This is a genomic window from Nocardia huaxiensis, assembly GCF_013744875.1.
Lineage (GTDB): Bacteria > Actinomycetota > Actinomycetes > Mycobacteriales > Mycobacteriaceae > Nocardia > Nocardia huaxiensis.
In genome coordinates, this window is sequence record NZ_CP059399.1 from 6,448,141 (window position 1) to 6,469,957 (window position 21,817).

General features: G+C 68.6%; 21 protein-coding genes. 8 read left to right on the forward strand and 13 right to left on the reverse strand.

All coding sequences use genetic code 11. The annotated features are described in order from the left end of the window. Window positions 1–36: 36 nt before the first annotated feature. Window positions 37–1,362 carry a glycosyltransferase family 87 protein gene (locus tag H0264_RS29295; protein ID WP_181580543.1) on the forward strand — a complete coding sequence of 442 codons (1,326 nt, stop codon included), beginning with the start codon at window positions 37–39 and terminating at the stop codon, window positions 1,360–1,362. A 9-nt stretch (window positions 1,363–1,371) separates the two neighbouring features. Next, window positions 1,372–1,812, forward strand: a complete 441-nt coding sequence (msrB, locus tag H0264_RS29300) for a peptide-methionine (R)-S-oxide reductase MsrB (RefSeq protein WP_181580544.1) — start codon at window positions 1,372–1,374, stop codon at window positions 1,810–1,812. On the opposite strand, the gene H0264_RS29305 is transcribed toward msrB, so the two are convergent. After that, a complete protein-coding gene (locus H0264_RS29305) occupies window positions 1,813–2,529 on the reverse strand; it encodes a hypothetical protein (protein WP_181580545.1) in 717 nt (238 codons plus the stop codon). A 203-nt stretch (window positions 2,530–2,732) separates the two neighbouring features. On the opposite strand from H0264_RS29305, the gene H0264_RS29310 reads away from it, so the two are divergent. Next, a complete protein-coding gene (locus tag H0264_RS29310; protein ID WP_181580546.1) occupies window positions 2,733–3,284 on the forward strand; it encodes a hypothetical protein in 552 nt (183 codons plus the stop codon). A 9-nt stretch (window positions 3,285–3,293) separates the two neighbouring features. Here the strand turns inward: H0264_RS29310 and H0264_RS29315 are convergent, their stop codons facing one another. From H0264_RS29315 to H0264_RS29330, 4 genes are all read right to left on the reverse strand, one after another. Continuing rightward, a complete protein-coding gene (locus tag H0264_RS29315) occupies window positions 3,294–4,772 on the reverse strand; it encodes a glycosyltransferase family 39 protein (protein ID WP_181580547.1) in 1,479 nt (492 codons plus the stop codon). A gap of 433 nt (window positions 4,773–5,205) precedes the next feature. Further along, the gene (gene hemQ, locus H0264_RS29320) at window positions 5,206–5,901 is read right to left on the reverse strand and encodes a hydrogen peroxide-dependent heme synthase (RefSeq protein ID WP_181580548.1); all 696 of its coding nucleotides are present in this window, start codon (window positions 5,899–5,901) and stop codon (window positions 5,206–5,208) included. 61 nt (window positions 5,902–5,962) lie between these two features. After that, a complete protein-coding gene (locus H0264_RS29325; RefSeq protein ID WP_181580549.1) occupies window positions 5,963–6,304 on the reverse strand; it encodes a hypothetical protein in 342 nt (113 codons plus the stop codon). Window positions 6,305–6,409: 105 nt separating this feature from the next. Further along, window positions 6,410–7,069, reverse strand: a complete 660-nt coding sequence (locus H0264_RS29330) for a TetR/AcrR family transcriptional regulator C-terminal domain-containing protein (RefSeq protein WP_181580550.1) — start codon at window positions 7,067–7,069, stop codon at window positions 6,410–6,412. A gap of 121 nt (window positions 7,070–7,190) precedes the next feature. Between H0264_RS29330 and H0264_RS29335 the strand changes: the two genes are divergently transcribed. Then, complete coding sequence (locus H0264_RS29335; protein ID WP_220139859.1) at window positions 7,191–8,144, forward strand: threonine/serine dehydratase; 954 nt, start codon at window positions 7,191–7,193, stop codon at window positions 8,142–8,144. A gap of 107 nt (window positions 8,145–8,251) precedes the next feature. Here H0264_RS29335 and H0264_RS29340 read toward each other — a convergent pair whose 3' ends face one another. The 3 genes from H0264_RS29340 to hemE form a co-directional block, all read right to left on the reverse strand. Beyond that, window positions 8,252–9,598 carry a protoporphyrinogen oxidase gene (locus H0264_RS29340; protein ID WP_181580551.1) on the reverse strand — a complete coding sequence of 449 codons (1,347 nt, stop codon included), beginning with the start codon at window positions 9,596–9,598 and terminating at the stop codon, window positions 8,252–8,254. A gap of 238 nt (window positions 9,599–9,836) precedes the next feature. Then, complete coding sequence (locus tag H0264_RS29345) at window positions 9,837–10,832, reverse strand: hypothetical protein (protein WP_181580552.1); 996 nt, start codon at window positions 10,830–10,832, stop codon at window positions 9,837–9,839. A 44-nt stretch (window positions 10,833–10,876) separates the two neighbouring features. Beyond that, complete coding sequence (gene hemE / locus H0264_RS29350; RefSeq protein ID WP_181580553.1) at window positions 10,877–11,944, reverse strand: uroporphyrinogen decarboxylase; 1,068 nt, start codon at window positions 11,942–11,944, stop codon at window positions 10,877–10,879. A 74-nt stretch (window positions 11,945–12,018) separates the two neighbouring features. Here hemE and H0264_RS29355 point away from each other — a divergent pair, with 74 nt between their 5' ends. Both H0264_RS29355 and H0264_RS29360 read left to right on the forward strand, forming a co-directional pair. Continuing rightward, a complete protein-coding gene (locus H0264_RS29355; RefSeq protein ID WP_181580554.1) occupies window positions 12,019–12,648 on the forward strand; it encodes a DUF3000 domain-containing protein in 630 nt (209 codons plus the stop codon). 142 nt (window positions 12,649–12,790) lie between these two features. Further along, on the forward strand, window positions 12,791–14,047 hold the full coding sequence (locus H0264_RS29360; protein WP_181580555.1) for an HRDC domain-containing protein: 1,257 nt from the start codon (window positions 12,791–12,793) through the stop codon (window positions 14,045–14,047). Between the two features lie 4 nt (window positions 14,048–14,051). Here H0264_RS29360 and H0264_RS38340 read toward each other — a convergent pair whose 3' ends face one another. The 3 genes from H0264_RS38340 to H0264_RS29375 all read right to left on the reverse strand — a co-directional run bounded on the left by H0264_RS38340 (window position 14,052) and on the right by H0264_RS29375 (window position 16,208). Next, window positions 14,052–14,453: a hypothetical protein gene (locus H0264_RS38340; protein ID WP_220139860.1), complete on the reverse strand. Its 402-nt coding sequence runs from the start codon at window positions 14,451–14,453 to the stop codon at window positions 14,052–14,054. 115 nt (window positions 14,454–14,568) lie between these two features. Continuing rightward, complete coding sequence (locus H0264_RS29370; RefSeq protein ID WP_181580556.1) at window positions 14,569–15,408, reverse strand: SDR family oxidoreductase; 840 nt, start codon at window positions 15,406–15,408, stop codon at window positions 14,569–14,571. A 74-nt stretch (window positions 15,409–15,482) separates the two neighbouring features. Next, entirely contained in the window at window positions 15,483–16,208 is a 726-nt protein-coding gene (locus tag H0264_RS29375) for a MerR family transcriptional regulator (protein ID WP_181580557.1), read from the reverse strand. A gap of 43 nt (window positions 16,209–16,251) precedes the next feature. Between H0264_RS29375 and H0264_RS29380 the strand changes: the two genes are divergently transcribed. Then, entirely contained in the window at window positions 16,252–16,713 is a 462-nt protein-coding gene (locus H0264_RS29380; RefSeq protein WP_181580558.1) for a DUF6194 family protein, read from the forward strand. 56 nt (window positions 16,714–16,769) lie between these two features. Here the strand turns inward: H0264_RS29380 and H0264_RS29385 are convergent, their stop codons facing one another. Then, window positions 16,770–17,573, reverse strand: a complete 804-nt coding sequence (locus H0264_RS29385; RefSeq protein WP_181580559.1) for an enoyl-CoA hydratase — start codon at window positions 17,571–17,573, stop codon at window positions 16,770–16,772. Window positions 17,574–17,688: 115 nt separating this feature from the next. Continuing rightward, window positions 17,689–19,629, reverse strand: coding sequence for a 1-deoxy-D-xylulose-5-phosphate synthase (gene dxs, locus H0264_RS29390; protein ID WP_181580560.1), 1,941 nt, complete (start codon window positions 19,627–19,629; stop codon window positions 17,689–17,691). 144 nt (window positions 19,630–19,773) lie between these two features. Between dxs and glsA the strand changes: the two genes are divergently transcribed. Continuing rightward, window positions 19,774–21,642, forward strand: coding sequence for a glutaminase A (gene glsA / locus H0264_RS29395; protein WP_181580561.1), 1,869 nt, complete (start codon window positions 19,774–19,776; stop codon window positions 21,640–21,642). Window positions 21,643–21,817 lie beyond the last annotated feature (175 nt).

Here is a 21,817-nt window from a genome sequence, read left to right on the forward strand (position 1 = left end):
CATACTTGACGGTGGCTTTCGGTGTACCGTGCCCAGGTGTTCCTTCGCCAGCTCGAGCCCCGCACCGCTCGGACCACCGCCGAGGTCCTGAACTTCGCACTGTGGCCGTTCGCGGTCCTGACCGTGCTGAACCGGGTCATCATCAAGGCGGTCAACGGGTACATCACCGATGACTTCCGGCCGGTGTACAACGCGTCGCTGCACTTTCTCAACCGGCAGCCCATCTACAACGCGAACTTCGACTCGACCGATCCGCACTACCTGTACCCGCCCAGCGGGACGCTGCTGATCTCTCCGCTGGCGATCCTCGATCCAGAGAAGTCGCGGTGGTGCTTCATTCTGCTGAACGCCGCCGCGATCATCCTCGCCGGGTATTTGTTGTTGCGGCTGTTCAACTTCGGGCTCTCCTCGGTGGCCGCGCCGGCCCTGCTGCTGGCCATGTTCGCCTCCGAGACGGTGACGAACACGCTGGTGTTCACCAATATCAACGGGTGCCTGTTCCTGTTGATGGTGGTGTTCTTCCATCTCATGCTCAAGCGCCAATGGCTATGGGCGGGTGTGGCAATCGGGCTCACCATCGCGGTCAAGGGGCCGCTGCTGGCGCCACTGCTGGTGATTCCGCTGGTGCTGCGCGGGCGCGGACAGTGGCAGGTGCTGGTGACCGCGCTCGGAATTCCGGTGGCGCTCAACCTCGCCGCGTGGCCGCTCATCGTGGACTACAAGCAGTTCTGGACGCACACGCTGCCGTATCTGTCGGAGTCGCGGGACTACTTCAACAGCGCGATCGTCGGCAACGCCGGCTACTACGGTGTCGCCGACTGGCTGACCTGGACCATGCGCATCGTCATCGGCGTGCTGGTGCTCATCTCGCTGTGGCTGCTGTACCGGTACTACCGCGACGACGAGGTGTTCTTCATCTGCACCACGTCCGGCATCCTCATCACCGCGACGCTGCTGCTCGGCTCGCTGGGCCAGATGTACTACTCCATGTACCTGTTCCCGCTGCTCATGACCGTCGTGCTGCGAAACTCGCTGCTGCGCAACTGGCCTGCCTGGGTGGCCATCTTCGGATTCATGTCCTACGACAAGTGGCTGTCGGATCGCTGGCAGAGCGCCGGGCGCACCCTGGAATACCTGCGCACCACCTTCGGCTGGGGGCTGCTGCTCATCGTCATCTTCTGCGTGCTCGCCGACCGCTACCTGGCGGCCAAGCGGGAGGGACGGCTGGAGACCGGCAAGACCCTCGACCCGGCCTGGATGCATCCGGAAACGGCTGTCGCCGCAGCCGCTCCGACGCGCAACGGCCGAGGTCACACTTCCGACAGCACTCCGTTCGAGCCGGAAACCGCTCCCACGCATTAGCGTGGAGGCATGAGTTCCGACTCCGACACCTCGCTACCGGCCCCGCGTATCCAGCTCACGCCGCAGGAATGGCGGGCCAAACTCTCCCCCGAGGAGTACCGGGTCCTGCGTGAAGCAGGCACCGAACGCCCCTTCGTCGGCGAGTACACCGACACCGAAACCGAAGGCGTCTACTCGTGCCGGGCCTGCGGAGCCGAATTGTTCCGCAGCTCCGAGAAATTCCACTCCCACTGCGGCTGGCCCTCCTTCTTCGACCCGGCCAAGTCCGACGCCGTCATCCTCAAAGCCGACGACTCCCTCGGCATGCACCGCGTGGAAGTCCTCTGCGCCAACTGCCACAGCCACCTCGGCCACGTCTTCGAAGGCGAGGGCTACAACACCCCCACCGACAAGCGCTACTGCATCAACTCCATCTCCCTGCGTCTGATGCCGGACTCCCCCACCGCCTGACTACCTGTCCTGCTTGTCCCACGGCTGCTCACCCAGCCAGCAGGGATAGCTGCGCAGCAGTGCGAACAGCGCGGCCACCAGCCGCGGGTCCGCGCTGTAGTCGAGCACCCGCAGCATCTCGTCCTCGAAGTCCAGGGCGAGTTCGCCGGATGCGCTGTCCCACAGCATGATCCGACGCGGTGTGCGCCCGATATCGCCATCGGCGCCGATGATCGCCAGCACGAGGATCACCAGCTGCACCGGGGATATCAGCCACCAGAACAGCCACCAGCCGAGGCGGCCCTTGTACCCGGTCAGGGCCGCCCGGCCGGTCGGCGTCACGGTCCACCGGGTCCGCATCCGCCACCCGTGCGGGCCCGGCTCACGCACGACCACCCCGAGCGGTTCACCAGCGGCCCCGAGCACTTCGAACGTGGCCGGACCGCGCTTCACGGCGCTCTTCGTCACCACCCTGGCGAAAACCTGCTGCCGCTGGCAGTCGGCCCACAGCACGAAAGCCCGCCCGCCGTTCTTGCGCATTTCCGCGTACTCGTCGAAGAACCGCGGCCGCATATCTCGTTCGACGTAGACGATCCGCCCACTCCCGGGAACCAGCCCGGGCATATTCGCCTCGCCGGATGTCCCGTGGCGTCCGCGCCGAGCGCTGGGCCGGATCGCCCACACCGACCCCCGACTGGACGGGTCGATACCCACGGCGCGATCCATCAACAGTCGCATCAGAATTCCTCCCCCACTGCTGTCACAGGCTCTCGGACCCGAGCAGCGAGCGGTCCGAAGGCCCCGGCGGACAAGCGTATTCGATATTTCTGTGATCATGGTGCGGGGGTTGTGAGCTGATCTCCGCAAGATCGTGCACGGAGGTAATCATGCAATCGCTCGTACTTCGACGTCGTGTGGGGTGCCTTCCCGCCGCAGCCCTCGTGGTGCTCGTCGTCGCGGCATCGGCCATGCTCCCGAAGCTGCTGGATTGGTACGACGACAGACACCCTGCTGCGCCCGCGCCCGCCGATCTGTGCATCACCGTAGGGGTCGGGCTGTTCGAGCGGTTCGTGCCCGCTGCCCAACGTGACACCAGCGCGACCTATTCCTCGGGATCGGATGCCCGGTGTGCCTACCGTGAGAATTCCACCGCCGGCACCGACGAATACGGACTTCTTCAGGTCCGTCTGCTGCGCTACGGACAGATCGGCTGGAACTCGGGAGCCGACTTGGCCGCGGACGCAATCGATTTCGGGTGCGAAAGCGCTTCGATCGCCGGACAGTTCAGGGACTCCACTGGTCTCGGCGACGAAGCATGTACCGCCTACACCGACGAGGGTGAGGGTGGTGTGGCGTACGGTGCGGCCGTGATCCGGCGGGGTGCGGACCTGATCCAGATCGACTACTACCGGCATCCAGGTAGCTCCGGGCAGGCCCTGGCAGCGGTCAATGAGGTTGCGAGGGCGCTGCTGGCCGCACAGTTACCGGAGTAGAAGTCCTGTTCATGCGGTCGGCGGGGTGGGGACGTAGGTCAGGTCGGGCCAGGCTGCGGACATGGGGGCCACGGGGTTTCGGCAGATCCAGATGGTCACGTAGCGGTTCTGGCCACCGATGCCGAGAGCGTTGTTCAGGTGCAGGGCCGGGGTGGCGTCGGCGAAGGCGGACAGGAAGGCGCGTTGTTCACGGCCGGCGTCGTAGCCGACGTAGAGGATGGTTGTCGCCGCGTCCGGGGGTGGGCCGAATTCGGCGAAGCCGCGGTGGGGGCTGTAGATCGGGGGGATTGCTGTCGCAGGGCGGTAGTGGTCGAGGGCTGCGGCTTGGTTGTAGGCCGCGGCGACTACCGCGGTGTTGGCGCGGGCTGCGGGTGGGAGGCTGAGGGCTACGGTGTTCACCGCGTCGGCCAGGTCGGACCAGTAGTCGTTGCCGTAGTGGCGCAACGGTTCCCAGGGGCCGGAGGTGGGGGTGGTGATCCAGCTTCGGGGGTAGGGCAGCAGGGCGAAGAAGACGGTCAGGACTGCGGACAGGGCGGTGAGGGCGACGAATGATCGGCGCAGTGGCACGCGTGGGGTGGCCGTGTCAAGGAGGGTCGAGAGGGTCGCCGCGCCGACTCCGAAGAGGGCAGGGATGATGCCGGCGACGTAGTAGGCGCGGCCGTGGCCGGCGATCACCAGGAACACCATGGCCACGGCTGCGATCAGGAGGAAGCGGTAGGGGCGCAGGTGTGGTTGACGGGTCAGGCCGTACAGGCTCAGCAGGGCCAGGCCGCCGCCGAGGAATCCGGTGAGGATCGCGATGGTGGCCAGGGTTGCCCACTGGCCGCCGCTCTGGGCGGTTTCCTGGGCGATGGCGTCGGTGGTGGCGAGTTTCGGCCAGTCTCGGGAGGCTTGCCACAGGAGGCCGGGCGTCGCCGCCGCAGCGAAGAAGAACAGGCCCAGCCATAGGGCGGGGCGGCGCATGACCTCGCGGGGACCGGCCGTGAGCACACCCAGGCCGAGGCCGACTGCCAGGAGCGGCACGAGCCACTTGGCCTGGATGGCGACCGCAGCGGCCAGGCCCATGGCCAGGAGCAGGCGGTCCTGGTGGAGGCGGACCCAGCGGACCAGCAGCCAGGTGATGAGCGCCTGTAGGGCCAGGTCGAAGGAGACGGTGGTCAGGACGGTGAAGCCGAGGACCAGGGGTGACGCGACAACTGCTGCCGAGGCGAGCATTTGGTGGCGCGGGCGCGCGCCGAGCTCGAAGGCCACCGCGGCCGCGAGCACCGCCACCGCGATCAGCATGAGCAGGCCGGGGATGCGCAGGGCCAGCGCCGATCCGGGTGCGATGAGGTCGCTCAGCCGGGCGATCATGGGGACGAGTGGGCCGTTGTCGGCGTATTCGATCGCCGGTCGCCGGCCGCACGCGAGGTAGTAGAGCTCGTCGCCGGCGAGCTGAAAACGAGCCGCCGAGACGGACAGCGCGAAGGTTGCCAGGCTCGAGATCAAGAGGACGCCGCGCCACGCAAACCGTGAATACGTAGTGGTCGGTTCGGTTTGAAGGTTGTAGGTGAGCGTCACTGATTCCCCGCTGAATACACATGCGCGATCCTCGATCGCTCGGGCAGTCTATGCCCGTACCAGCGCACACTAGCGCGGCGAGGTCCCAGCCTCCATATTTTGAAACAAAAGAGTTTCACCCCAAAACTGGGGGCATGACACCCGGACGCCCCGACGCGGGCCCATTTGCCGCTAAGTAGCCACCCCGAAAACACCTGCGGCGTGCCGCAGAGCGGCACGCCGAGGACTGCTCGATCTCCCTGCGACCGCACCCCTCGGACAGCGCAAACAGCTGAGACGCAGAAACATTAAGGGGCATGCACGTTTTCGTGCATGCCCCGAATTAGGTGGGCACCCTTCCGGCTACCCCTCGCACACCCGCCTACGGCAGCGACGCCACCAGCTTCTCGACCTCCACGCGCGGGCCGGTGAAGAACGGAATCTCCTCGCGCACATGCAGTCTCGCCTCGGTGGCGCGCAGGTCACGCATGAGATCGACAATGCGGTGCAGTTCCGGAGCCTCGAAGGCGAGGATCCACTCGTAGTCGCCCAGCGCGAAGGAGGACACCGTATTGGCGCGCACGTCCGGGTAGCCGCGGGCGGCCTTGCCGTGATCGGCCAGCATCTTGCGACGCTCCTCATCGGGGAGCAGGTACCACTCGTAGGAGCGGACGAAGGGGTAGACGCAGATGTAGTTGCCCGGCTCCTCACCGGCCAGGAAGGCCGGAATGTGGGACTTGTTGAACTCCGCCGGACGATGCAGCGCCGCGTTCGACCACACCGGGTTGCTGGCCTGGCCGAGCTCGGTGACGCGGCGGAAATCCGCGTAGGCGGCCTGCAGGTCCTCGATCTTCTCCGCGTGCCACCAGATCATGAAATCGGCGTCGGCGCGCATGCCGGCCACGTCGTAGATACCGCGCACCACGATGCCGCGCTCCTCGAGGGACTCGAAGAACTCGCGGGTCTCCTTGATCACGGCCTCGCGGTCCTCACCCAGCACACCGGGTTCCACCTGGAACACCGAGAACATGAGGTAGCGGATGGTCGAGTTCAGGGCCTGGTAATCGAGTCGCGCCATGCCACCATCGTGCCATTGCGGGTAAATACCCCCGGCGGCGGACCCTTTTCGGCGCGGACGCTCAGAGCTCGGTGATCTGCGCGGCGATCAGGATCGCGCTGATACCGGCGGCCAGCGCCACCGCCCGCGCCGTCGCGCCCCAGCGTTTGTGCAGCACGCCGAGCAGGGCGATCAGGACACCGACGAGGAAGACCGCGCCCATGGTCGTCGTGCCTGACATCACCACGCCGACCTTCTCCAGCAGGACCGCGCCGTAGAGCAGCACCAGCCATTCGGCGACGAACAGCACCGGGAAGGCCAGAGCCGCTGTCTTCCACAGTTTCCGGCTCGTCAGCAGCGCCCGGCGGCCCGTGGGTCGCTGCTGCGGGTCTCGCCGTGTCGGGTAGTCCTGCCGCAGGCTCATTCCGCTCCCCTCTCGTGGCGACCGCGGGCGCCGTGAACGTGTTTGCGGGGTTATCGCGCAACCGGGCGGACACGTTCACACGGGAGGGGCACGATGCGATGCGAATCACTGTGCGCGAGCGGTGGACTCCCAGGAGGCGAGAAAGCGACGCAGGCCATCGGTGAAGATCTCCGCGCCGCTGGTGACCAGGCCGGCGATCTTGTCCAGATGATGCGCCAGCAGCGGATGTTCCTCCGGGTCGTAGGCGGCCAGCGACGAACGCACCCGCAGGCGAGTGGCTTTCGGGTCCTGGTAGTCCACCATGGCGGCATTGCCGAGGGTGTAGAGATACATCTCACGGTAGGCGTACAGGGCCTGGTCGATCGTCAGGCCCAGCGAAACATTGTCGGCCACTTGGGGTTCGAAGAGCCTGGTCAGCAGGCGCGGGCCGAGCCAGGGCCGCGGGCCGCGCAGCAGCACCAGGCCGGGATGGGCGGCCAGCAGCGTGTACAGGCCGGTGAAACGCTGTTCGGTGGCCTGCGCCCACGGCAGGGCGCCGGGGGCGATATCGGGCAGGCCGAGCGCCAGGTGGTCGACGAGCAGGTCCAGCAGACCGTGCAGGTCGCCGCCGCCGCGGCGCACCACGGTGGTGTGCGAGACCTGCAGAAAGGCCGCGATGGCACGGAAACTCAGCTCGGACGGACCGCGGCGGCCGATGATCGCCAGGCCCGCCTCGGCAATGGCCTCCGGTGTCGCCTCGTCGAGTTCCTTCGACTTCCTGGGCATGCGACCATCGTAAGTTACAGTGTAACTATCTGCGTGCGCGGGCCGGGCGACACCCGGCGCCGACGCGAAAACCCGGTCCGCCCACCGGCAGTGGCCGATTCCGACACAGTGAGGACGCCTGTTGCAACCCACCTACGCCGATGTGCGGGCCGCGGCCGAACGAATATCCGGATACGTGCGGCACGTCACGCTCACCCCCGCCTGCCACCGTTCCATCCCGGGCGTCGGCGTCGGCACCCAGACCTGGCTCGCCCTCGAACATTTCCAGCACACCGGGAGTTTCAAGGCGCGCGGTGCGGTGAACTTCACACTCGCACACCGGGATCAAGGGCTGCTGCCCCGCTCCGGGATCACCATCGCCTCGGGCGGCAACGCCGGCGTGGCCTGCGCCTGGGCCGCGCGACGGATCGATACGGCCGCCACGGTCTTCCTGCCGGAAACCGCGCCGCCGGTGAAGGTCGCGCGACTGCGCCGGCTGGGCGCACAGGTCATGTCCGCGGGGACCTCCTACGCCGAGGCCGCCGCCGACTGCGAACGCTATGCCGCGGCCACCGGAGCGCTGCGCTCACACGCCTACGACGACGCCTACATCGCGGCCGGGGCGGGCACCATTGTCGACGAAATGCTCGCCCGCGCAGGCGGACTCGACACCATCATGGTGTCGGTCGGCGGGGGCGGGCTGTTCACCGGGGTGGCGATCGCGGCCGCCCACCACGGGATCCGGGTCGTGGCCGTGGAGCCCGAGCACTGCCGCGCCTTCAATGCCGCACTGACGCAAGGACATCCGGTCGACGTCCCGGTGGACTCCATCGCGGCCGACGCGCTCGGGGCGCGCCGCGTGACGCCCATGGCGCTGACCGCGGCGGCCGCAGCCGACGTGCAGTCGGTGCTCGTCAGTGACGAGGAGATCAGCGCCGCCCGCCAATACCTGTGGGACGATCGGCGCCTCGCCGTCGAGCACGCCGCCGCAGCCGCCTATGCCGCACTGCATTTCGGCGCCTACCGCAGCCGGCCGGGCGAACGCGTCGCCGTCGTGCTGTGCGGCGCGAACACCGACCCGAGCGATCTCACGTAGGGATTCCGGCGGTCACGGGGGCCTCCAGGATCATCGGCCGGGGATGACCGATCCGATATTGCGGCGGGAGCTGGAAACCCTGTTCGGGCAGGACAGTTCGCGGCAGATCAGGCCGCCTGGCCGGTGATGCGCGCCGCCGCGGCGGTGCCGGAGGCGGCGCAGGCCGGGACGCCGACGCCGTTCAGGTAGGCGCCGGCTACGGCCAGGCCGTCGAGATCGGCCAGGGCGGAATGGAGTTCGGCGATGCGGGCGGTGTGGCCGGGGGCGTATTGCGGGAGGCCGCCGGGCCAGCGTTGCACGACCGCCTGCAGGGGGCGGATTTCCACGCCGGTGACGGTGGTCAGGTCCGCCACGGCCGCGTCGATGAGTTCCGCGTCCGTCCACGAGAGCGGGGCGCTGTCGCCGAAGCGGCCGAAGGAGGCGCGGGCCAGGGCGACATCGCGGGCTGCCAGGTGAGGCCATTTGCGGCTGGACAGGGTGAAAGCCTTGGCGCGCAAGGGTTCTCCGGTGGCCACCAGGATGCCGGAGTTGTCGGGTAGTGCGGTCTCCGGGGGGAGGGCCAGCGCGACCACGACCGAGGAGGCCAATTCGATGCCGCCGGCGAGGTCCGCGGCCTGCGGAGCCACATCGCGCAGCAGTTCCGCGGTGACCGGGGCCGGGGTTGCCAGGATCACGGCGTCGAAGTCGCCCGCCGGGTCCAACTGCCACCCTCGGGCGGTGCGCGTGAGTCGTGTTGCCGGGGTGTGGGTTTCGATCTTCACGTCGGCGGCCCGGCGCAGGGCGTCGAGCAGGACACCGTAGCCGTCCCGGATTCCGCCGAATACGGGCGTGCTGGAGGCGGGCGGAAGGGCTTGCGCGACAGCCTGAGTCAGGCTCGCCGCCCCGGCGTCGAGTGCGGCCGCCAGTGTGGGCAGCGCCGCCCGCACCCCGATCGAATCCGCCAGTCCCGCATACACACCCCCCAGCAGGGGATCCACACTGCGCCGAACCACCTGCTCCCCGAACCGATCCGAGACGAGCGCCCCCACCGATATGTCCTGCCCGGCCTCCCACCGCAGCGGCCGATCCGCCTCCCCGGCGATCTTCGCCAGCGTCTGCGCATCGACGAGCCCGGCCACCGACTCCGCCGCGGCCGGAATCCCCATCAGCGTCCGCTCGGGCAGCCCATGCCCCCTCCCCTCCGACCACACCAGTGGCCGCTTCCCCGCCGGAAACACCAGTTGATCCGCAATCCCCAACTCCCCCATCAACTCCGGAATCTCCGGCCGCCGACCCACGAACGCCTCGGCCCCCAAATCCACCGGATCCCCCGCGATCTCCACGGTCCGCAGAATCCCCCCGACTCGCCCCCGCCGCTCGAGCACCACCACTTCGGCGCTGTCCCCCAACGCCTTCCGCACCCGATACGCGGCAACCAGCCCACTGATCCCGCCACCGACCACCGCGACCCGCATCGACAACTCCTCAGTCACCGTCCGAGCACCGCGCCCGCGCTCCCCCACACCCGAGCCCAGCACCGCGACCCGCACCTCGCCGTCGAGCCGCCCTACCCCGCAACCTACTCCCGCCCCCCATGTGACCCACGCCCGCCTCACCCGCCGAGGGAGCTGTGGTGGCGGCGAACCCGACGAATACCCGCCACCACAGCTCCCTCACCGCAGGGCTCCGGCGCGGGGCATCGGTGTGGCGGGGTCATCGGTGGGCGTCGAGCTGGGTTCTCAGGTCGACGGCGGCGTGGAGAACCGCTGCCCACTCGGCTGCGGTCGGGTCTTCCGGGTGGTGTTCGGTGACCCAGGGGTTGATCTGGATGCTGCCGCCCCGGGATTCGTCGGCGTGGGTGTGCATGAGGTCGAGCATGCGGGGGACGGGGTTGTCGCCGAGGCGGCGTTGGAGGTGGGCGATCAGGTCGTCCAGGACAGCGGTGCGGGGCGGTTGCGGCGGGATGGTGACCGCTCCGCCGCACCGGGCGAGGTGATTGCCGTAGCGGTCCTCCCAGAATTCCACGCGCCAGTCCGGCCACAGTGTGGGCAGGGCGGGTACGAGCCCGCTGCTGTTGTCGCGCAACCAGACTCCTGCCGTGCGCGCCGGAATATCCACGTGCAGACCACTGCACGGGAGTCCGGTCAGAGCCAGGCGTGGTGTCCCGCCGGGCGGGAGGTGGTCGAGCAGCGCGGGGCCCTGCCAGGCGGTGTGCAGGAAATAGGGCAGCGGAAAGACAGTGAGGACGTGCGTGGTTCGGACCGTGAGCAGGTGCGCGTCGTCCAGGTCCGCGGTGAGCTGGGCAGGGAGTGCCCGTTCGTCGTCGTCCGGCTTGCGGACCATGTCTCGTTCGAAGCCTGCCGCCGCCGCCAGATCGCCTATGCCGTCGTACGCCCAGCGCACCGTCCACCCGGGCCACATGCTGGGCAGCAGGTCGGCGAATACCTGTTTCGTCGGCAGTTCGAAGGCCAGGCCGTCGCCGAAATAGGTCAGCGTGCGGGTGGTGTGGTCGATGACCGCGCCGCCCTCGCACCACACGTCGTCGAGCCACTCGGTGCGAATGTCGCAGGGACGCTGGACCATCGCGAAACGGGTCGCGGCGGCGGGCCCGGCGACCACCACGGAGTAGACCGTATTGGCCGCCCAGTGCGAGTAGAACAGCCGGGGGCCGCTCTCGTCGATCAGCACGAAATTCGCGCGATGTCCCATGCGGGCGACGCTACCGAAAGGTGGCGGGTGCGCCCGGGATTCGGTTACAGCGGCGTCGGGAGGCTGTGGATGAGGGCGACGGTTTCGGTGATGACGGTCGGGTCGGTGTTGGGGAGGACGCCGTGGCCGAGGTTGAAGATGTGGCCCTTGGCGCCCAAGGTGATTGCTTCGTCGGCTTCGTGGGCGATGCGGCGGACCTCGGAGTCGATGGCCTTGGGGCCGGCGAAGAGGACCGCGGGATCGAGGTTGCCCTGCAAGGCTTTTCCGGGGCCCACTCGGCGGATGGCATCGTTGAGGGGGATGCGCCAGTCGACGCCCACGACGTCGGCGCCCGCTTCGCCCATGGCGCCCAGCAGTTCTCCGGTGCCGACGCCGAAGTGGATGCGGGGGATGCCGGCGGAGGCCACTTCGGCGAAGACGCGCTGAGAGTGAGGGAAGACGAATTCGCGGTACTGGGCCAGGGTCAGCGCGCCGGCCCAGGAGTCGAAGAGTTGCAAGGCGTCCACGCCCGCGTCGATCTGGGCGCGCAGGAATTCGATGGTGATGTCGGTGAGGACGCCGAGCAGCTGATGCCAGGTGTCCGGGTCGGCGAGCATCATCGCCTTGGTGCGTTCGTGGTTCTTGCTGGGGCCGCCCTCGACCAGGTACGAGGCCAGGGTGAAGGGGGCGCCGGCGAAACCGATGAGCGGGACGTTGCCGAGTTCCTTCAGCAGCAGGCCGATACCGGCTGTGACGGCACCCACTTCCTCCGCGCGCAGACGCGGCAGGGCGCGCACGTCGTCGGCGGTGCGGACCGGATCGGCAACGACGGGACCGACTCCCGCGACGATGTCGAGGTCGATGCCCGCGGCCTTGAGCGGAACCACGATGTCGGAGAACAGGATTGCCGCGTCCACATCGTGGCGGCGGATCGGCTGCATGGTGATCTCGCACACCAGCTCCGGATCGAAACAGGACTCCAGCATGCCGACTCCCTTGCGCACCTCGCGGTACTCGGGCAGGGAACGGCCGGCCTGGCGCATGAACCACACCGGCCGTCGATGCGGCACGCCACCGGTGGCGGCGGCGAGGAGTGGGGCATCGGTCAGCTGGCGGCGGGTGTGAGTGCTCATCACGAGCCATCGTAAAGGCCCCCGGCGGCGCGCCTCTCACTACACCGCCGCCCGGCGGTCTACCGTTGCCTTCCGTGACACCGCTCGACTTCCGCGACGGCGCCGCACCGACCCCGGAGCCAGAAGAACCCGCAAGGTTCCGCGCCGCGGTCGATGCGATGAGTACCGCAACCGTGCATCCTCGAATCGAGCTCGCACCTATCCGCCCGCCGCAGCGCCTCGCCCCCTACTCGTACGCGTTGGGGGCCGAAGTCACGCGCCCCGACACCAATGTGGTGCCCGTCGACTCCGACGGTGACGCGTTCGGACGCCTCATCCTGTTGCACGACCCGAACGGGCAGGAAGCCTGGCACGGCGTGTTCCGGTTGGTCGCCTACATCCAGGCCGACATCGACTCCGCGCTCGCCGCCGACCCGCTGCTGCCGGAGGTGGCGTGGAGCTGGCTGGTGGACGCGCTCGAATCGCGCACCGGATTCACCGCGCTCGGCGGCACGGTCACCTCCACCAGTTCGGTGCGCTACGGCGATATCGCCGGGCCGCCGCGCGCACACCAACTCGAACTGCGCGCCTCCTGGACGGTCGGCGACACGAACATGCGCCCGCATGTGGAGGCGTTCGCCGAAGTGCTCGCGTACGCGGCCGGATTGCCGCCCGCCGGGGTGACCCGGCTGGATGTGCGGCGCGGCGACCAAGGCGAGGACTAGGCGCCGTCATCGAGAACATCTGTACCGCAACGAAATCGACGGCGGGAACGTACGATTCCGAACAGCGCGCCGCAGCAGCCCGGACCAGCGATTCCGCACGGGACGCGGGCACGCCGCCGCACTACCCGTAAAGTTCAAGACCATGTCCGTACCAGAAGAACCCGAAGCCACTGCCGCGGTACCGTTGCTCGCGCCAGTAGAGGGTGTCCCGCCGGTATTGGACACTGCTGCCGAAGTCGAGGACGCCGCACGCAAACTCGCCGCCGGCACCGGCCCCCTGGCCGTCGACGCCGAACGCGCCTCGGGCTTCCGCTACTCCAATCGCGCCTACCTGATCCAATTGCGGCGCGCGGGCGCGGGCAGCTTCCTCATCGATCCGATTCCGGTGGACGGCGCGCTGGCTCCGCTCGCGGAGACCATCAACTCGCTGGAGTGGGTGCTGCACTCCGCCGATCAGGATCTGCCCGGACTGGCCGAACTCGGGCTGTACCCGGCACGGCTGTTCGATACCGAACTGGGCGGCCGGCTGGCCGGATACGAGCGGGTCGGACTGGCCGCCATGGTGGAGCGACTGCTCGGACGCGAACTGCGCAAGGGCCACGGCGCGGCCGACTGGTCCACCAGGCCGCTGCCCGACGACTGGCTGAACTATGCCGCCCTCGATGTGGAACTGTTGCTCGAACTGCGCGACGCCGTCGCCGCCGAACTCGAGGAGCAGGGCAAAACCGCATGGGCGGCACAGGAATTCGAGCACGTCCGGATCACCGAACCGGCCGGGCCGAAGGCCGATCGGTGGCGGCGCACCTCCGGCATCCACACGCTGCGGCGCACCCGGCAGCTGGCCATCGTGCGCGAACTGTGGCAGACCCGCGACCGGCTGGCCCGGCTGCGCGATGTCGCGCCCGCCCGCATCCTCCCGGATTCGGCCATCGTCGCGGCCGCCACCAGCGAACCCAAGACCGTCGCGCAACTGCGCGCGCTGCCGGTGTTCGGCGGGCCGCGCCAGCGCCGCTACTCCCGCGAATGGCTGGGTGCGGTGGAACGCGCCCGCGCCCTGCCCGACAGCGAACTGCCGCCGCTGACGCAGCCCTTCGACGGCCCGCCGCCGGTGAACCGCTGGGAGCGCCGTGACCCGGCCGCCGCCGCCCGCCTGCAGAAGGCCCGCGCGGCCATGACCGACCTGTCCACCGAGGTCGCCATCCCGGTCGAGAACCTGCTCACCCCCGACCTGCTGCGCCGCATGTGCTGGGACGGGCTGCCGCGCACGGTCACCAATGGCGACGCCCCGGCCATGATCGAGGAATTCCTCGTCAATGGCGGTGCGCGGCAATGGCAACGCGAACTGGCCGTCCCCCGGCTGGCCGCGGCCCTCTACCCCACCGCGGGCCACCCGGCCTGAGGCATCATGCGGCGGCGGCCACCCGGCCGCTGGTCCGCCGCCGGTAGTAGAGCACGAGCATGCGGATCCCGGTGCCCAGCAGAATGGCCAGCGGGATCAACGGCAGGTACGACACCCACACCAGCGGATCCGGCAGGGCCAGGGCGACGAAGGTCGCGAGGATGAGCACGGTCAGGGCGATTCCGGACCAGCGATGCACCCGCCGGACTCCGGTCACCGCCGTGCCCCGCGACCGCCACATCACGAAGAGCCCGGAAAACAACAGCAATGCCAGCGGCGGCAGGAAAACGTAGGCCAGCCACGCCGGCCCCTGCACGGCCGTACCCACGATCGTCACCACCAGGCCGACGATGAAAACCATGGCCAGCCAGCGGTGCCACTGCCTCACCCGAGCATCCCAGTTCATAGCGTCCTCCTGCGTATGCGAGCCGTTCCTTTCCGGCACTCCACCGGTCGGACCTCGATACGACAGACGCTAGTTACGTCCCAGCGATCAGCGCTTCTCGATTCCTGATCAGTCTCTACCGATCGCCGTGGATGCGGGCGTCATACGCGGCGCGGGCCGTGCGGTCGACCTCGAGGAAGATCGAGTCGACGCCGACGCGGTGGTAGATGGCGCGCTTGAGCCGCTCGGGATAAAAGGCCCCCAGGCGGACGGCCACCGCGAGGGCGCGGGGCACGGTGAGCTGCGGGCGGGGGCGCGCGATCATGTCGAGCACGCCGGAAGCCACCTCACTCGGGTCCAGGCTGCGCTGACCCTTGGGAGTGGTTGTACCGGAGGTCAATTCGGTGCTGGTGAAGGACGGCAGCACCGCCCCCACCTGAATACCGCGGTCGCGCACCTCCATTCGGGTGGCCTCGGTGAACGCCACCACGCCGGCCTTGCTCGCGTTGTAGAGCGCCAGCCCGGGAGCCGGGGTGACGCCCGCGATCGAGGCGATATTGATGATCTGGCCGCGACCGCGCGGAAGCATCCGGCGCAGCGCGAGTTTCGTGCCGAGCATGACGCCGTGCAGGTTCACGTCGACGCAGCGAACGGCCTCCGCGTCGCCGACCTCGTCGACCGGGCCCAGCGGCATGATGCCCGCATTGTTGATCAGCACATCTATGGGACCGCAGGCGGATTCGACACCGTCGAGAAAGGCGTCGAAGGAACCGCGCTCGGTGACGTTCAGCGGCAGCGCCGGCACGTCCAGATCGATCCCGGCCTTTTCCGCTGCGACAGTGTCGATATCACCGATCACCACCTGCGCGCCCGCCTGCCGGGCCGCCCGCGCGGTGGCGAACCCGATCCCCCGGGCCGCGCCCGTGATCGCAACCACCTTGCCCGACACCAGCTCTCGCCGCTTCGCCGCATTCATCGAAACCTCCGCTCGGCGTGCCCGCGTTTCGACCATCCCACGAATGGCCCTTCGCGGGTATGGCTTTCGCGCGATCACCCGAGCAGAGCGTTGATTTCGGCAGCGGCCGTGAGCAGTGCGCGGGAGCGGGTTTCGATGGTCGCGGCCCGGACATCCAGGCCGTTCAGGACATCGTTCCAGGCGCGGGCGCCACGCAGTTGGGGCATGAGGCTCCGCAGCGGCTCGATGCGGTAGCCGGCGAGGCGCAGCTGGTGCACGAGGCGGGCATCCCGGACATCGCCGGGGGCGTAGCTGCGGGGCGCGCGGGTGGAGGTGCGGTGCGGGTTGACCAATCCCATTGCCTCCCAATGCCGGAGCGTCGAAGCGCGGATACCGAGGGCGGCGGCCAGTTCCGAGATGCTCATGGCGTCCGAGGAGCGGACGTCCTCGAGGGGTTCACCGACGATGGACGTGACCGCTGACTGCGCCAGCGCGAGATCGCGGCGCTCACGGTCGAGGTCGGCGTGCGCCGCATCCAGCAGGGTGAGCAGGGTCGAGACGGGCTCGGCGTGCACCGCGCGCATGATGGTCTTGGCCGCTACCGGGCCGACGGCCACCGCCAGTGCACGGTACGCCCGCGCCGAGCGGACATGGGCGTCGCCGTAGACGCGGTAGCCCGCGGCCGTGCGGGTCGCGGCCGGCAGCACGCCGGCGGCTTCCAATGTGCGGATCTGCTGCACCGAGTACCCGGCACGCTCCGCCACCTGCGCGGTCCGCAAACCCGGCGAGTTGCGACTTTCGGCGCTCCGACCTGGTGTCATCGGGTCGAAGCCTACACAAGCACTTCAATGTCACGCTGGAACCATGACCGTGGACGAGATCATCGAGTTCATCAAGGGCCTCGACGGAGTGCTGGCTGTGCAACCCCGGCCCGGCGACGGGACACCCGAGATCGCCTGGGGTGACGCCTTCTTCTACTACGCCCCTGACGGCGAGATTCCGGCAACGCAGCCCTTCGCGACCATCGTGACCAAGGACTACCCCGACGACGACGCGTCGAGGCTGAACCGGCCGGGGGCGTTCCGCGTGAATATCCACGCCGGACGCGACGCCTTCATCCGGTGGACCGGGCACAGCCCGCGCGAGCAGGCCACGGGAGATCCGAGCGCCGTCGATACGGTGATCGCCCATCCCGTCTATCGGAGCGCCGGATGGCTGGCGGTGGTGAATCCCGGTGCCCGCACCGCGGAAGCGGTGCGCGAACTGCTCCGGTCCGCACACGATCGCGCCCGCGCCCGCGCCACCCGGAAGACCGAATCGGCGTGAGCAGCTTCGGCACCGGGGCCGCCGGTCACCGGCGTCGGTGAGCCGAGCGCACTCGCTCAGTCTTCGAAAACCGGTGGGCGGCGGTCTTTTCGGGCGCGGATGGCCTCGTCGAAATTCTCCGTGGTGAGGCGGACGTAGAGCTGGGCGGTGCCCTCGTGTTGCATGTGGGATTCGAAGCTGCCCGCCTCGAGGCCGCTCCAGAGCATGCGTTTGGTCAGCTCGGTGCCCACGCGGCTCCAGCGGATGATCTGTTCGGCTGTGTCGTAACAGGATTCGAGGAGTTTGTCGGCGGGGACCACGCGGGTGACCAGGCCGATGCGTTCGGCTTCGGTGGCGTCGACGTCGCGGCCGGTGAGCATGATCTCGTAGGCGCGGGTGGCGCCGATGGCGCGGGGCAGCAGGTAGCTGATGCCGAGTTCCGCCGAGGTGAGGCCGTTGTTGATGCCGGCGGCGCGGAAATAGGCGTCCTCCGAGGCGATTCGAATGTCGGTGCCGACGGCCAGGCAGAAGCCGCCGCCGATGGCCGCGCCATTGATGGCGGAGATGACCGGCTGGTGCATGCGGCGAAGCGTGAGCATGACGTTGTTGAGCAGCTCCATGGAGCGGCGGGCCACGCTGGTTTTGGTGAGGCCCTCGACACCGGGGACGCGGCCCGCGTGCTGCAGGTCCGCACCGGAGCAGAAGCCGTGGCCCGCGCCGGTGAGGACGACCACGCGGACCTCGTTGTCGGCGGCCACCGCTTCCAGGGTTTCGCGCAGCGGGACCATGACGTCGAAGGCCATGGCATTCATGCGCTCCGGGCGATTGAGGGTGACCAGGGCGATCTGGGGGCGTGGCTTCTCGACGAGCACGAAGGACATGCGGACTCCTGAACCAGAAACTGTAACTGGTTCTAGAAAGTACGCGAGATGCCCGAGGGCGAACAGGGCTTCGTCATCCCGGCGCGCTTTCGGCAGGCCGGGACGACGGTGACGGCTACTCGGTGGCTTCGGCGAGCTCCTGCGCGGCGGCCTCCGCACCCGCGGAATCACCCAGCCAGCCGTGGATGCGCTGCGCCACCTCACCGGGGGTGAGGCCGAGCTCCTGATGAATGACCGCCCGCGAGGCGTGATCCAGGAATCGTTGCGGCACACCGAAATCACGGGTCGGCACATCGACTCCGGCGGCGCGCAGGCGCGCGGAGACCGTGGAGCCGATGCCGCCGTGCAGACCGCTGTCCTCCAGGGTCACGACCAGCCGGTAGTTCTCGGCCAGCTTCACCACGGTGTCGGAGACCGGCAGCACCCAGCGCGGATCGATCACGGTGACCGAAACCCCTTCGGCCTCCAGCAGATCCGCGACCTTGAGGGCCAGATCGGCGAAAGCGCCCACGGCGACCAGCAATACGTCGCCGTGCACGGTCTGCGCCGATGTGCCCTCGGCGTCGGGCATGTGCAGCACATCCACGCCGTCGAACCGCTCGACCGCCGAGATCTCTTCGGTGACAGTGCCTTTCGGGAAGCGGATGGCGGTGGGACCGTCACTGATGTGCAGCGCCTCCCCCAGCTCCTCGCGCAGCGTGGCGGCATCGCGCGGCGCGGCGACCCGGATGCCGGGGACGATGCCCAGAATCGACAGATCCCACATGCCGTTGTGCGATGCGCCGTCGTCACCGGTGATGCCCGCACGGTCGAGCACCAGCGTCACCGGGAGTTTGAGCAGCGCCACATCCATGAGCAGCTGATCGAAGGCCCGGTTCAGGAAGGTCGAATAGATGGCGACCACCGGATGCAGTCCACCGAGCGCCATGCCGGCTGCGGAGGTCACGGCATGCTGTTCGGCGATGCCGACGTCGAACATGCGCTCCGGGAAGCGTTTTCCGAACGCCGACAGTCCGGTCGGTCCCGGCATGGCGGCCGTCATGGCGACGATATCGTCGCGCTGCTCGGCCTGCGCGATGAGCTCCTCGGAGAACACCGATGTCCAGCTGCGCGCGCTCGACCCCACCGATTCCCCGGTCAAGGGGTCGATACGGCCGATGGCGTGCATCTGATCGGCCTCGTGATCCTCGGCCGGTTTGTAGCCGCGGCCCTTCTGTGTGCACACGTGCACCACGACCGGGCCACCGAAATCCTTGGCGCGGCGCAGTGCCGCTTCGAGCGCGACCGTGTCGTGCCCGTCGACCGGGCCCACGTACTTCAACCCGAGATCACTGAACAGTTCCTGCGGCGCGACCGCGTCCTTGATCCCGGTCTTGAGCGCGTGCAGCACCGAATACGCCGAATCCCCCACCCGCGGAATGCTCTGCACAATCCGCTTCGTAGCGTCCAGCGCATGCTCGTAGGCAGGCTGCATACGCAAACCGGCCAGCCGTTCGGCCAGGCCGCCGATGGTCGGGGCGTACGAGCGGCCATTGTCATTGACCACGATCACCACCGAGCGGTCCTGGCCGGCGGCGATATTGTTCAGCGCCTCCCAGCACATGCCGCCGGTGAGCGCGCCGTCGCCGACGACCGCGACCACATGCCGCTTCTGCCGGGTCAGCGCGAACGCCTTGGCCAGACCGTCCGCGTAGGACAGCGAGGCCGACGCGTGCGAGGACTCCACCCAGTCGTGCGCGCTCTCCGAGCGGCACGGATAACCGGACAGGCCCCCCTGCTTGCGTAGCGAGTCGAACCCGTCCTTGCGGCCGGTCAGGATCTTATGCACGTACGCCTGATGCCCGGTATCGAAGATGATCGGGTCGGCGGGCGAGTCGAAGATCCGGTGCAGCGCGATGGTCAGCTCCACGACGCCCAGATTCGGCCCGAGATGCCCACCGGTGGCGGAGACCTTGCGCACGAGGAACTCGCGGATCTCCTCCGCCAGCTCACTCAGCTCCGGCACCGACAGCCGGCGCAGGTCCTCGGGCGTGTCGACCCGGGAAAGCACTCCCACGGCTATTGCTCCCTCCGGATAACTCCTATGTTTGCAACAGTCTACGGAGCCCGTAGTGGGTGCGAACTCCAGGAATGAAATGCCACCTGCGACATCAGCGTCCAATGTGACAGGCAACACAGACTACCCGGATACAGTGGCCAGATGGGCGCAGTCGAGCAGGCTCCCGGCGGCTCGACGCCGGACAGCAACGGGGTGGTCGCCCGCATTGTCGACGAGGTATACCGCGAATGTCTGCCCGATACCTCCGGTGAGCTGGCCGATTACATTCCGGAACTGGCGGCGGTGCAACCGGATTCGTTCGGCATCTGCCTGGCGACCGCGGACGGGCGGGTGTACGGGAGCGGGGATCTGGACCACCCCTTCACCATTCAGTCGATCTCGAAACCGTTCACCTATGCCTTGGCGCTGGCCGATCGCGGGCCCGCGGCGGTGGCGCAGCGCATCGATGTGGAACCGACCGGGGAGCCGTTCAACGAGATCAGCCTGGATCCGAAGACGCAGCGGCCACGCAATCCGATGATCAATGCGGGGGCCATCACGGCGGCCTCGCTCATCGAGGGCCGCGATGCCGCCGATCGATTTGCCCGGATTTGCCGGAGTTACAGCCGTTTTGCGGGCCGCGAGCTACGGATGAACGAGGCCGTGTACGCCTCCGAGGCGCGCACCGGGTATCGGAATCGGGCCATCGGATATCTGCTGCGCGGAGCCGGGATCATCGATATCGATCCGGATGAAGCGGTCGATCGGTACTTCCGGCAGTGCTCGCTCGATGTCACCTGCCGCGATCTGGCCATGATGGCGGCCACACTCGCCAACAATGGCGTGAATCCGGTGACCGGAGAACGCGCGCTCGCACGGCCGCTGGTCGAGCAGGTGCTGTCGGTCATGACCACCTGCGGCATGTACGACGCCGCCGGAGACTGGGTCACCACCGTCGGGCTGCCCGCGAAAAGCGGTGTGGGAGGCGGGATCCTGGCGGTGCTGCCGGGGCAGATCGGAATCGCGGTCTACTCACCGCGATTGGACGCGCACGGCAGCAGCGTGCGCGGGGTGAAGGCGTGCCGGGAACTGTCGGCCCGGCTCGGCCTGCACTTCCTGCACGTGACACGCGGCGCGCACACCGCCATCCGGGCGGCCTACTCGGTAACGGACGCACCCTCCCGGCTGCGGCGCGACGCGGACGAACTGGCCCTGCTGCGCCGCTTCGGTGAGCGCGCACGGATTTTCGAGTTACACGGCGACCTCCTGTTCGCGGGTGCGGAATCCACGGTGCGCGCGGTCGAGGAGACACCCGGCGACCTCGAGGCGCTGGTCCTGGATGTGCGCGAGGTCGGCGATGTCGCGCCCATCGCGGTGCGCATGCTCAATGATCTCCAGGGCGAACTCGCCGCCGCCGGATGCCGTGTGGCCCTGGTGGATCCGGACGCGAAACTCGGGCACCTGTCGTCGAGCCTGGACCCCGACGATCCCCGCGGACGGGTCTTCGCCGACCGCGACGCCGCAGCGGAGTGGTGCGAGAACCTCGTCCTCGACCAGCATCGCCCCGCCGGGGTGCCCGCGCCCGCCGCACTGCGGGTGGACGAACACCCCGCCCTGGCCGCCCTCCCCGAGGACGAAAAACTGGAACTGGCAAAGGAATTCGAGATCCGCACGGTCGCCCGCGGCGAACTCGTCGTGGCCCGCGACAGCCCCCGCGCGGGCCTGTTCCTCATCCTCGACGGCCGCGTCCGCTTCACCTTCGAAGACCGCCAAGGCCGCCGCCACCGCCTCGTCACCCTCACCACCGGCATGTCCTTCGGCGAAGTCCCCATGCTCGTCGGCGTCAACTTCGCCAATGCCGCCTACGCCGAAACCACCGCACGGCTGGCCGTGCTGCCACCCGAGAAATTCGACCTGCTCGCCAGCCAAGCCCCGGAACTGAAACTCGCCCTGCTGGAACGCCTCGCCGCCGCCGCATACGCCCAGGCCGACGCCGCCGTCCGGGCCCTCGCCGCACACGGCGGCACATGAGCCGACCCCGTCATCCCAGCCCGCCCCTCCGTCACCCCGGCCCGCCCCTCCGTCACCCCGGCCCGACCCTCCGTCATCCCGGCGCGCTTTTGGCCGGGATCCACCCCCATGGCAGTGTGGATTCCGGCCAAAAGCATGCCGGAATGACGATGAGGCGAGCACCCGCCAATGACGG